The organism is Streptomyces sp. DG1A-41 (genome assembly GCF_037055355.1).
Classification (GTDB): domain Bacteria; phylum Actinomycetota; class Actinomycetes; order Streptomycetales; family Streptomycetaceae; genus Streptomyces.
This window is the reverse complement of sequence record NZ_CP146350.1, coordinates 2,145,344-2,157,191: the sequence shown is the minus strand read 5'-3', so window position 1 is coordinate 2,157,191 and position 11,848 is coordinate 2,145,344. Positions and strand designations below refer to the sequence as shown.

The window sequence follows — 11,848 nt, the reverse complement described above, 5'->3', positions numbered from 1 at the left end:
CCCGCGGCTCAGAAGACGGGCGTGCCGTTCCGCGTGAGCTTCCAGTCCACCGCCGCGAACCCGGCCGGATCGATGGCCCCCTTCGCCTTCACCCAGGCGATCATGGTGTTGCGGATCTCGTCCGAGTTCGACCACAGCAACCGCGCGGCGGCGACGTGCGGGAAGTTGCCGCCGCCGTTGGCCCGGTAGTTGTTCACCGCGAACACGAACGTCGCGTCGTCCGCGAGGGGCTGCCCCTCGAACCGCACATTCGTCACCCGCGAACCGGCCGGCTTCGCGATGTCGATCTCGTACGAAAGACCGCTCACCACGTCGTAGTTGTAGTCCGGCGTGCCGTTCGCGTTGGTCAGCTTCGCCGGATCCACCGGAGCACCCGGCGCCGTCTGCACGAAGTAGTTCGCCGAGAACTCCAGATACGCCTTCATCTGCGCACCTGTCATCAGACGCGCCTCCAGCGTGTTCTCGAAGACATACAGACCCGCCACGTCCCGGATCGTCACCTCGCCCGCCGGAATCCGTGCGGAGCGCGAGAAGCACGCCGCCTGCGACAGCACCGGCAGCGCGGCGTGCTCCGTGCCCGCCAGGGCCCGCTTCACCGTGTCCGCCTGGATGTGGTTGATCAGATCGATGATCGGTACATCCTTGTACGGCGCCTCGGCCGACGTCATCTCCGCCGCGTTCGTGCCGATGACCTGGTTGACGTACGCCACGACCTTCTCGTGCTCGTCCGACAGCAGCGCCACGATCTTCGGGTCCTCCTCCACGGTGTTGGAGTTCAGGACCTGAGCGCCCACCTTCTCGACCTTCCAGCAGCCCTTCTCCCAGACCAGCTCGAAGTCGAAGAGCGTCAGCCGCTGCCCCCACTTCAGCGGCTCGGACAGCACGACCTGCTTGCCCGTCCTCTTGTTCGTCACGAAGTACTCGGGAATCTCCGTGTGCGCGTGCCCGACCAGGATCGCGTCGATGCCCGGCACCTGCTCCGCCACCAGCCCCGCCGCGTTCTCGATGTACGGCAGCTGGTCACCGTAGGACGACGTCCCCGACGAACCACTGTGCGCCGACACGATGACGACGTCCGCGCCCATCGACCGCAGCTTCGGCACCCACTTCGCCGCCTGCTCCTCCAGACCCGGGAACGTCATCTTCCCCTGCACGTTCGCCTTGTCCCAGATCGCGATCCCCGGGTTCGTCAGACCCAGCACCGCCACCTTCACATCCCGCCCGAACGGCGTGCGCAGCCGGTGCATGCTGTACGGCGCGAACGCCGGCCGCAGCGTCTTCGCGTCCAGCGCGTTCGCCCCCAGCAGCGGGAAACGGCACTGCTGCTCGAACTTCCGCAGCACCGGGATGCCGTAGTTGAACTCGTGGTTGCCCAGCGCCGCCGCGTCGTAGCCCATGGCGTTCATCGCCTGCGCCATCGGGTGCACCGGGCCGCCCTCGGCCGTGATCGGGTCGACCTTCGCGTAGTAGTACGACAACTGCGTGCCCTGGATGGTGTCGCCCGCGTCGATCAACAGCGTGTTGCGGCGGCCCTTCTCCTCGCGGACACGGTTCACCAGAGTCGAGACCTTGGCCAGACCGACGTCGTTGTGGTCCCTGTCGTCGAACTCCTTGTCCGTGAAGTAGTCCCAGTTGAAGACATTGCCGTGCAGGTCCGTCGTCCCCAGCACGGTGAAGGCGTACCGCTTCACACCCCGCTCGCCCTCGCGCGCCTCGGCCGCCTGCGCACCCGGCGCCGGGACCGCACCGGCCAGCGCCACCCCCGCCCCGGTCACGGCGGACTTCTCCAGGAACTTCCGGCGGTTCAACGGCATGTCTGGCTCCTCGAGGAATCTGTGAACGACGCGCGTAGATAACGCGCGTAGATTCTGACCCGCTCATGACCGGCCGCAACAGCCCCAACAGGTTGCGATCTGATGACTCGGCCCGCCCGCTCCACGCCTGTGGCCAGCCAAGACATGACAGAGTGGGACGTATGACCGCACCCACGTCAGACGCCTCCCAGCCCGCCGTCCCCTACGGCACGCCCGACGCCCCCCGCATCGCCGTCCGCGGCGAGGCCCGCCTCGAAGTCGACCCCGAGATCGCCCGCATAGGCATCACCATCGCCGCCCGCGGCCGCGACCGCCGCTCCGCCCTCGACGACCTCACCCACCGCAACACCGGCGTCCTCGACCTCGTCAAGTCCTACGGCGACGCCGTCGAACGCCTGGAGACCGGCGCCTTCTCCATCACCCCCGAACTCACCAAACACGGCCGCGGCGAACGCGTCCGCACCTACCACGGCACCGTCCACGTCACCGCCGAACTCACCGACTTCACCGCCCTCGGCGAACTCACCACCCGCCTCGCCGACCTCGAACTCACCCGCGTCGACGGCCCCTGGTGGGCCCTGCGCCCCGACTCACCCGCCCACCGCGAAGCCCGCAAGAAGGCCGTACAGGAAGCCGTCCAGCGCGCCCGCGAATACGCCGAGGCCCTCGGCACCACCCTCGCCTCCCTCGTCGAACTCGCCGACATCGGCGCCGAGAACACCCAGCCGCCCTACCCCCAGGCCCCCGGCCGCGCACGCTCCGCCGCCTTCGGCAGCGCCGCCGAGGCCGCCCCGGCGGCCCCCCTCGACCTCGAACCCCAACGCCAGCGGGTCCACGCCCAGATCAACGCCCGCTTCACGATGGTGCCGCCGCAGCTCTAGCCGGACCGTTTCGAGAACCCGACCGAATTCCCCGGGGTGCTCATCGGAGCACGCCGCCGCACAATTCAACGCTTGTCAATAACGCTTCACTCAAAGTCTGTTGAGTCGTCACGCTCGACCAATTCTCTACCGGTCGGTAACTCATAGGCTCGGACCATGCGCCGAGCAAAGATCGTCTGCACTCTTGGGCCCGCCACCGACTCGTACGACCAGATCAAAGCCCTGGTCGACGCCGGAATGGACGTAGCACGCTTCAACCTCAGCCACGGCGAACACGCCGAACACGAGGAGCGCTACCACCGGGTACGCAAGGCCGCCGACGAAACCGGCCGCAGCGTCGGCGTCCTCGCCGACCTTCAAGGCCCGAAAATCCGGCTCGGCCGCTTCGCCGAAGGCCCCGTACTCCTCGAACGCGGCGACACCTTCACCCTCACCGTCGAAGAAGGCGTCGAAGGCGACCGCACCACCTGCGGCACCACCTACGCCGGCCTCGCCGACGACGTCACCACCGGCGAACGCATCCTCGTCGACGACGGCAAGGTCTGCCTGGAAGTCACCGAGGTCGACGGCCCCAGCGTCCACACCACCGTCGTCGAAGGCGGCGTCATCTCCGACCACAAGGGCCTCAACCTCCCCGGCGCCGCCGTCTCCGTCCCCGCCCTCTCCAAAAAGGACGAGGACGACCTCCGCTGGGCCCTGCGCACCGGCGCCGACGTCATCGCCCTCTCCTTCGTCCGCACCGGCCGCGACATCCAGGACGTCCACCGCATCATGGACGAGGAAGGCCGCCGCCTCCCCGTCATCGCCAAGGTCGAAAAACCCCAGGCAGTGGAGAACATCGACGACATCGTCGCGGCATTCGACGGCATCATGGTCGCGCGCGGAGACCTCGGCGTCGAAATGCCGCTGGAACAGGTCCCCATCGTCCAAAAGCGCGCCATCAAACTGGCCAAGCGCAACGCCAAACCCGTCATCGTCGCCACACAAATGCTCGACTCGATGATCGACAACGCCCGCCCGACCCGCGCGGAGGCCTCCGACGTCGCCAACGCCGTCATCGACGGCACAGACGCCGTCATGCTCTCCGGCGAAACAAGCGTCGGCAAACACGCGATCGAAACGGTCACCACCATGGCCCGCATCGTCGAAGCGGCCGAGGAAGATATCCTGGCCAAAGGCCTCCCGCCCCTGACGGAACGCAACAAACCCCGCACCCAGGGCGGCGCGGTAGCCCGAGCGGCAGCCGAAATGGGCGACTTCCTCGGCGCGCGATTCCTGGTCGCCTTCACTCAATCCGGCGACACAGCCCGCCGCCTCTCCCGCTACCGCTCCCCGATCCCCCTCCTCGCCTTCACCCCCGACCAGGCCACCCGCTCCCAACTCAGCCTCACCTGGGGCGTCGAGACCTTCCTCGGGCCATGCGTGGACTCCACGGACGCGATGGTCGACCAGGTCGACGAACTGCTCCTGCGCTACGGCCGCTGCCAAAAGGGCGACACGGTTGTCATCACGGCCGGCTCCCCTCCCGGCGTCTCCGGCTCGACGAACATGGTCCGCGTCCACCACATCGGCGAGGACGACAGCCCGAAGTAGCGCGTCGTCAGTACTTGGGTCCTACGTGGGCGTCCATGAGGGCTACGGAGGCTTTGCGGGCGACGGAGATGTTGCGTGCGTTGGTCTGCTTCCATTCGACGCCGACCTGGTCGAGGGTGATGGTAAAAAGTCGGATGATGTCGGCCGAGAGGTTGGTGAAGAAGTACCGGGGATATTCGTAGCGCTTCCGCTCACCGCCCACGAGGCGGGTCGTCCAGTTGGTGATCCGGCAGCCGTCGGAGTGGATAAGCCCCCGGATGAACTCCCAGGGGTGGTTGTCGACGATGACCTGTTGCCAGGGTTCGAGGGCGATGCGGCGTTCGTGTTTCTTGCCGGGCCCGTGCTGGGGGAAGAGGTACGGCCAGTGCCTGCTGTAGCTGACCACTGAGACGTATCCCTGTGCTTGAACGCGAGAGGCGCACCCGGTCGGGTTGATGGTGCGCATGGCGCCTTCGCATGCTTCGATCAGACCCGGCCAAGAGTTCGCGCACGCGATTCTCAGGTAATAGCCGGTGCCGCGGGGGTGGCCGCTGATGCAGCCATCGCCGAGATAGAGGCCCAGTAGGTAGGCGTACGCGCCCTCGTCGGCGGGCGGCCCGGGGTCTGGCTGCGCCAGTCGGGTCCTCGGCTCGAGACGGTCCTGCCAGGAGCGGATCGCCGCCCGGGAGATGCCCGTTTCGCGGCTCACCGAGTTCAGGCTGCGGCCCTGAGCTACCAGCGCGAGTGCTCGCTTGCGCGTGCTGAGGTCGTACATATGGCCACTGTGGGACTGTGATCACGTCGACACGCAGCAAAAGCGGATGTTCACGAGAACGTGGACATCCACTTCTAAGTGGTGACCTTGGAAACTAAGGAAAAGTGCCCCGGGTCGGACTCGAACCGACACTGTATGGGTTTTGAATCCATTGCCTGCTGCCAATTGGGCTACCGGGGCCCGGTGAATCGAAGGTTGACCTCGACCCTCCGCCTGACCACCATACCGCAGCTAGGTACGCTCTTGGGAGCAGTACCGGCCTGCCCCGTACCAAGGAGCCCACGTGAGCGCCCCCGAGTCGCCCCAGCCTGTTGACGTGCCTGATGAGGACAAGTCGCACGTGCCTCCGATGACGACGCGGGTCGTCATCGCCGAGGACGAGGCCCTGATCCGGCTCGATCTCAAAGAGATGCTGGAGGAGGAGGGCTACACCGTCGTCGGTGAGGCCGGGGACGGGGAGCAGGCCGTGGAGCTGGCTCGTGAGCACCGGCCCGACCTGGTGATCCTGGACGTGAAGATGCCGAAGCTGGACGGTATCTCCGCGGCGGAGAAGATCGCCGAGGAGAGCATCGCGCCGGTGCTGATGCTGACCGCCTTCTCGCAGCGCGACCTCGTGGAGCGGGCCCGGGACGCGGGTGCCATGGCCTATCTGGTGAAGCCGTTCAGCAAGACGGACGTCGTGCCGGCGATCGAGATGGCCGTCTCGCGTTTCACGGAGCTGAAGGAGCTGGAGAAGGAGGTCGCGGACCTCACGCTGCGGCTGGAGACGCGCAAGCTCGTGGACCGGGCCAAGTCGATCCTCCAGACGGAGTACGGGCTGACCGAGCCCGCCGCGTTCCGGTGGATCCAGAAGACGTCGATGGACCGGCGGATGTCGATGCAGCAGGTCGCGGAGGCGGTCATCCAGGACGCCGAGGAGAAGAAGGCGAACAAGGGCTGAGAGCGGAACAAGAGGCCCGCCCCCTTCGAATGGGGGCGGGCCTCTTCGTATGCACGTACAGGCCGGACCTCAGTCCTCGCCGAGGTACGCCTTCCGCACCGACTCGTCGTGCAGCAGGTCCTGCCCCGTCCCGGAGAGGACGACGTTGCCGACTTCCATGACGTGGCCCTGGTCGGCGAGCGAGAGCGCCGCCTGGGCGTTCTGTTCGACGAGCAGGATGGTCGTGCCCTGGGACTTCAGCTCGGAGATCGTGGCCATGATCTTCTGCATCATGATCGGCGAGAGGCCCATGGAGGGCTCGTCGAGCATGAGGAGCTTGGGCTGGGACATCAGGGCGCGGCCCATGGCGAGCATCTGCTGCTCGCCGCCGGAGAGGGTTCCCGCGGCTTGCTTACGGCGTTCCCCGAGGATGGGGAAGAGGTCGTAGGCGCGCTGGATGTCCTTCTCGATGCCTTCCTTGTCCTTGCGGAGGAACGCGCCGAGCTGGAGGTTCTCCGCGATGGTGAGGCGGGGGAAGATGTGCCGGCCTTCGGGGGAGTGGGCGAGGCCCAGTGAGACGATCTTGTGGGCGGGGACCCCGGTCAGGGGCTTGCCGTCGAAGACGATCTTTCCGGAGGTGGGCTTCAGCAGGCCGGACAGCGTGCGCAGCGTGGTCGTCTTGCCGGCGCCGTTGGTGCCGATGAGGGTGACGACCTGGCCGGCCTCGACGCTGAAGGAGATGCCTTTGACGGCTTCGATCTTGCCGTAGGAGACCCGGAGGTCTTCGACCTCGAGGAGTGCGGTCACTTGGCTTCTCCCTTGGTGCTGCTGGCGGTGCTGGGCGCGTCGGCGGCCGCGGCCTCGGCTGCTTCGACCTCCGCGGCTTCGGCCTCTCCGGGGTCGCCTTCGAAGGGTTCGCCGAGGTAGGCGGCGATGACGCGTTCGTCGGCCTGGACGACTTCGGAGGTGCCTTCGACGAGCTTCTCGCCCTGGACGAGGACGGCGACGCGGTCGCAGAGGTTGAAGACGAAGCGCATGTCGTGCTCGATGAGGAGGACGGCGACGCCCTTGTCGCGGATGGCGAAGACGAGTTCTTCGGTGGCCCGTGTCTCCTGGGGGTTCATGCCGGCCGTGGGCTCGTCGAGCAGGAGCAGGCCGGGCTCGGAGGCCAGGGCGCGTGCGATCTCCAGCTTGCGCTGTTCGCCGTAGGGGAGGTTGCGGGCGAGGTGGTCGCGCTTGTGGGCGAGGCCGATGAACTCGAGGAGTTCCATGGCGCGTTCCTCGCTGGCGCGTTCGGCCTTCTTGAAGCCGGGGCCGCGCAGGAGGGCTGACCACAGTCCTTCCTTCGTCCGCGTGTGGCGGCCGACGAGGACGTTTTCCAGGACCGTCATGTTGGCGAACAGGCGGATGTTCTGGAAGGTCCGGGCGATGCCGGCCTGGGTGACCAGGTGGGGTTTGGGCGGCAGGACGGTGCCCTTGTAGGAGACCGTGCCCTCGGTCGGGACGTACAGGCCGGTGAGGCAGTTGAAGAAGGTGGTCTTGCCGGCGCCGTTGGGGCCGATGAGGCCGACGATCTCGCCGGCGTTGACCGTGAAGTCGACGGAGCGGACGGCGGTGAGGCCGCCGAAGCGCATCGTGACGTCGCGGGCTTCGAGTACAGGTGTCGTCATGATGGTTACGCCCCCGCCTTGGTGACGGCCGGTTCGTCGGTCAGCGTGGTCTGTTTGGGTACGTCGAGTTGGCCGGTCTCGTGGAATTCGAGCTGGCGCCGGCGGTTGGCGATGATGCCTTCGGGGCGGAAGCGCATCAGCAGGATGAGCGCGATGCCGAAGGCGAGGAGCGACTTGTCCTGGAGGAAGACCAGCTTCTCGGGGAGCAGGTAGAGCAGGGCCGCGCCGAGGAGCGGTCCGGCGACCGTGCCCATGCCGCCGAGGACGACCGCGGCCAGGAGGAACGCGGAGTTGGGCGGGGTGGAGCCGGCGAACTGGTACGGCGTGGGGACCACGCTGTAGGTGACGTGGGCGCTGACGGTGCCGGCGAGGCCGGCGAGGGCGGCGCCGAGGGCGAAGGCGACGAGTTTGACGCGGAAGCCGTTGATGCCCATGGCGGTGGCGGCGGTCTCGTCCTCGCGGATGGCGATCCAGGAGCGGCCGATGCGGGAGTCCGCCGCACGCGTGTACACCAGGACCACGATGGCCATGATGAGGACCATCAGCAGGTAGTAGTTGGCGAATCGGCCGAGGGTGAATCCGCCGATGTCGTGGGCCTGGCCGAAGTTGAACCCGAACATGTTCAGGTCGGGGATGGACGGGATGCCGTTGGGCCCGTTGGTGACGTCGGGGCCGGAGTCGCCATCCATGTTGTTGACGGCGATGCGGAAGATCTCTCCGAAGCCGAGGGTGACGATGGCGAGGTAATCGCCGCGCAGCCGCAGGGTCGGGGCGCCGATGAGGACGCCGAAGATCAGGGAGGCGGCGGCGCCGGTGAGGGCGGCGGCCCAGAAGGGGAACTGGACGCCGGAGAAGGTGGAGAACTCGGAGCCGGAGACCAGGGCGGCGGTGTAGGCGCCGACGCCGAGGAAGGCGACGTATCCGAGGTCGAGGAGGCCGGCGAGGCCGACGACGATGTTGAGGCCGAGGGCGACGGTCCCGAAGATCAGGATGTTGACGCCGATGTTGGCGTAGTGGTCGTCGGTCTGGGTGAAGGGGAACGCTATCGCCGCGAGGAAGCCCATGGCGAGCGTGAAGCTGCGGTTGTGGGCGACGAGGCGGGAGAAGCGGTCCATGAGGCCGGCGGTGTGCATGGCCCAGACGAAGAAGACGACGACGATGAGGTAGCCGATGAAGAGTTCGCCGTACGCGGTGTCGATGCCGTAGGTGAAGACGGCGAGGCCGAGGATGGTGGCGAGGGTGATGGCGGCGCGTTCCAGCCAGGGGGAGAGGGGCTGGGGTGCGGGGATCGCGTCGGGCTTGGCGATGTACGCCTTCAGGCTTTCCCTGGTGCTGTCCTGGCCGATGCCCTGTTGGGGGAGGGCGAAGGCGCCCAGGACGGGCAGCAGGGAGGCGATGGCCGCTGCCCAGGCGCCGGGTTCGAGGTTGACGACGCCGCCGAGTTCGACGCTGATGGCGATGACGGTGAACCAGGTGGTGCCGAAGCTGCCGAGGGCCGCGAGGGTGAGGGGGGCGTTGTTGCGGGCGGGCAGGAGCCAGCCGGTGCCGCGGACGCCGTAGAGGGCGAGGGCGAAGAGGGCGGTGAGGAGGCCGGCGGCGAAGGTGAGCCATTGCAGGCCGCCGGGGTAGCCGTTGATGGTGAGGTCGCCGGGGAACTCGTCGGTCCAGGTCCAGGCGAGGAAGGCGGTGGCGGCGGTGGCGATGCCTCCGGCGAGGAGGAGCGCGCGGGCCGCGGCGCGGGGGAGCGGGATGAGTCCGCGGGCGGCGGGGGTGGTCTTGGTGGTGTCGGTCATCGAGATCACGCCCTGTCCGCGACGCGTTCGCCGAGCAGGCCCTGGGGCCTGACGAGAAGGACGATGATGAGCAGGCAGAAGGCCCAGACGTCCTTCCAGGAGCCACCGCCGAAGAGGTGCATACCGGGGATCTCGTCGATGTAGGCGGAGGCGAGGGTCTCGGCGATGCCGAGGACGACGCCGCCGAGCATGGCGCCGTAGATGTTGCCAATGCCGCCGAGGACGGCCGCGGTGAACGCCTTGAGGCCCATGAGGAAGCCCATGCGGTAGTCGACGTTGCCGTACTTGAGGCCGTAGGCGACGGCGGCGACGGCGGCGAAGAAGCCGCCGATGGCGAAGGCGATGACGATGATGCGGTTGGTGTCGATGCCCATCAGCTGTGCGGTGTCGGGGTCCTGCGCGGTGGCCTGCATGGCGCGGCCGGTGCGGCTGCGGCGCACGAAGAAGGCGAGGGCGGCCATGCAGATGACGGCGGCGAGGATGAGGAAGATGTCGGCGTCCTTGATGGTGACGGAGCCGATGTCGTGGGTGGCGTCGAGGCCGGGGAAGGCGCGGGCGCGGTCGGCGCCGGGGTAGAAGTTGCGGACGACCTCCTGGAGCGCCAGGGAGAGGCCGATGGCCGTGATGAGCGGTGCCAGTCGTGGTGCTCCGCGCAGTGGCCGGTAGGCGAACCGTTCCGCTCCGACGGCGATGAGGATGGCCACGAGGGCGCCGCCGAGGAGCATCAGGGGTACGGCGAGGGCCATCGAGGTGCCGTCGGGGAGGATGTAGAAGTAGACCGTGAGGGCGCCGAACGCTCCGGTCATGAAGATCTCGCCGTGCGCGAAGTTGATGAGCTGGACGATGCCGTAGACCATCGTGTAGCCGATGGCTATCAGCCCGTACATCGAGCCGAGAAGCAGCCCGTTGGCCAGCTGCTGCGGCAGGGTGTTCACCGCATGGCCTCCATGTCGCTGGTGGTCGTGTGCACTGGATGCGTGCGTGGTCGCGTGCTGGGTGGGGGTGTGAAAACGGGCCGCGCGGTCGGGGTCCTCCTCCCGCGCGGCCCGGGTGCCACTAGTGGGGGGCCGGGACTACTTGAGGTCGGCGGTGCCGGTCTCGACGTCCTTCCAGGCACCCTTTTCGACCTGGTACACCGTCAGCTGCTTGTTGGTGGTGTCGCCGTACTGGTCGAAGGAGATCTTGCCGGTGAGGCCTTCGAAGTCGGACTTCTGGACTCCGTCGACGACCTTGGAGCGCAGGTCGTTGATGTCGGTGGGCACCTTGCCGCCGTTGGCGTCGGCCGCGGCCTTGACGGCCTTGATGATGGCCGTGGTGGCGTCGTAGGCGTAGGCGCCGTAGGCGCCGTAGTCGCCCTTGTAGCCCTTGTCCTTGTACGTCTGGATGAACTGCTTGGCGGCGGGCAGGGTGTCGGCGGGGACGCCGATGGCGGTGGCGAGGTCGCCCTCGGAGGCCTTGCCGGCGGCCTCGATGTAGGTGGAGGCGAACATGCCGTCGCCGCCGAAGAGCGGGATCTTGACGCCGGCGTCCTTGAGCTGCTTGGTGATCAGCGCGGACTCGTCGTACTGGCCGCCGTAGTAGAGCAGGTCGGCACCGGAGTTCTTGATCTTCGTGACGAGGGAGCCGAAGTCCTTGTCGCCGGTGTTGACGTGGTCGGTGCCGACGACGCTGCCGCCGAACTTCTTGTACTGCTCCGCGAAGATCTTCGCGAGGCCGGCGCCGTAGGTCTGCTTGTCGTCGACGACGAAGGCCTTCTTCTTCTTGAGGCCGTTGTACGCGTAGCCGGCGGCGAAGCTGCCCTGGAGTTCGTCGGTGGTGGCGGTGCGGAAGTACGTCTTGTAGGGACGCTTCTTGTCCGTCTGCCAGTTCTTGCCCTGGGTCAGCTCGGGGTTGGTGTTGGCCGGGGAGATCTGGACCATGTTGGCCGAGGCGAACACCTGCTGCATCGTCTGGGCGACGCCGGAGTTCAGCGGGCCGACTGCGCCGACGACGGTCTTGTCGCCGGTGAGGCTGGTGGCGTTGGACTGGCCGGTGGCGGGCTGCGCCTTGTCGTCCAGGGCCTTGAGCTTGAATTTCACGCCCGGGACCCAGTTGTTCTTGTTGGCGTCGTCGACGGCGATCTGGGCGCCGTACTGGATGCCGAGGCCGGTGGTGGAGTTCTCACCGGACAGGGGCGCGTCCACGCCGATGGTCAGCGTGGTGGCGTCGCCGCTGTCTCCGCTCTTGTTACCGCTGTCGTCTCGGGAGCCGCAGGCGGTGAGAGTCAGAGCTCCGGTCGTGAGAACGGAGGTAAGAATCACCAAGGAACGCTGTCGCACAATCAGTCCTTTCACAGGCAGGCCCGCCCTGGTCGGGGGGTGAGTGCCGCGCTGATACCGAACTCCCGATGGAGCGGTGACTGGCCGTGACTCTAAGCCCGTGTGG

Annotated in this window: 10 protein-coding genes and 1 tRNA gene; 3 read left to right on the top strand and 8 right to left on the bottom strand. The window is 67.4% G+C overall.

Translation table 11 applies throughout. The features are described 5' to 3' along the window. Nucleotides 1–8: 8 nt before the first annotated feature. Entirely contained in the window at nt 9–1,814 is a 1,806-nt protein-coding gene (locus V8690_RS10145; protein ID WP_338777503.1) for a 5'-nucleotidase C-terminal domain-containing protein, read from the bottom strand. Nucleotides 1,815–1,975: 161 nt separating this feature from the next. Here V8690_RS10145 and V8690_RS10140 point away from each other — a divergent pair, with 161 nt between their 5' ends. Continuing rightward, nucleotides 1,976–2,695: an SIMPL domain-containing protein gene (locus tag V8690_RS10140; protein WP_338777501.1), complete on the top strand. Its 720-nt coding sequence runs from the start codon at nt 1,976–1,978 to the stop codon at nt 2,693–2,695. A 156-nt stretch (nt 2,696–2,851) separates the two neighbouring features. Then, complete coding sequence (gene pyk / locus V8690_RS10135; RefSeq protein ID WP_338777499.1) at nt 2,852–4,288, top strand: pyruvate kinase; 1,437 nt, start codon at nt 2,852–2,854, stop codon at nt 4,286–4,288. 7 nt (nt 4,289–4,295) lie between these two features. Here the strand turns inward: pyk and V8690_RS10130 are convergent, their stop codons facing one another. Both V8690_RS10130 and V8690_RS10125 read right to left on the bottom strand, forming a co-directional pair. Beyond that, complete coding sequence (locus V8690_RS10130; RefSeq protein ID WP_338777498.1) at nt 4,296–5,042, bottom strand: helix-turn-helix domain-containing protein; 747 nt, start codon at nt 5,040–5,042, stop codon at nt 4,296–4,298. Nucleotides 5,043–5,147: 105 nt separating this feature from the next. Further along, nucleotides 5,148–5,222, bottom strand: a tRNA-Leu gene (locus V8690_RS10125). Nucleotides 5,223–5,325: 103 nt separating this feature from the next. Between V8690_RS10125 and V8690_RS10120 the strand changes: the two genes are divergently transcribed. Continuing rightward, the gene (locus tag V8690_RS10120) at nt 5,326–5,982 is read left to right on the top strand and encodes a response regulator (RefSeq protein WP_031115650.1); all 657 of its coding nucleotides are present in this window, start codon (nt 5,326–5,328) and stop codon (nt 5,980–5,982) included. Between the two features lie 69 nt (nt 5,983–6,051). Here the strand turns inward: V8690_RS10120 and V8690_RS10115 are convergent, their stop codons facing one another. From V8690_RS10115 to V8690_RS10095, 5 genes are all read right to left on the bottom strand, one after another. Further along, the gene (locus tag V8690_RS10115) at nt 6,052–6,768 is read right to left on the bottom strand and encodes an ABC transporter ATP-binding protein (RefSeq protein ID WP_338777489.1); all 717 of its coding nucleotides are present in this window, start codon (nt 6,766–6,768) and stop codon (nt 6,052–6,054) included. Beyond that, a complete protein-coding gene (locus tag V8690_RS10110) occupies nt 6,765–7,631 on the bottom strand; it encodes an ABC transporter ATP-binding protein (RefSeq protein WP_338777488.1) in 867 nt (288 codons plus the stop codon). The genes V8690_RS10115 and V8690_RS10110 overlap by 4 nt, the downstream gene beginning before the upstream one ends. A 5-nt stretch (nt 7,632–7,636) precedes the next feature. Next, on the bottom strand, nt 7,637–9,424 hold the full coding sequence (locus V8690_RS10105; protein ID WP_338785310.1) for a branched-chain amino acid ABC transporter permease: 1,788 nt from the start codon (nt 9,422–9,424) through the stop codon (nt 7,637–7,639). A gap of 5 nt (nt 9,425–9,429) precedes the next feature. Beyond that, nucleotides 9,430–10,359, bottom strand: a complete 930-nt coding sequence (locus V8690_RS10100) for a branched-chain amino acid ABC transporter permease (protein WP_059414409.1) — start codon at nt 10,357–10,359, stop codon at nt 9,430–9,432. 138 nt (nt 10,360–10,497) lie between these two features. Next, nucleotides 10,498–11,727 (bottom strand): branched-chain amino acid ABC transporter substrate-binding protein, encoded by a 1,230-nt coding sequence (locus V8690_RS10095; protein WP_338785309.1) that lies wholly within the window; start codon nt 11,725–11,727, stop codon nt 10,498–10,500. Nucleotides 11,728–11,848: the final 121 nt, after the last annotated feature.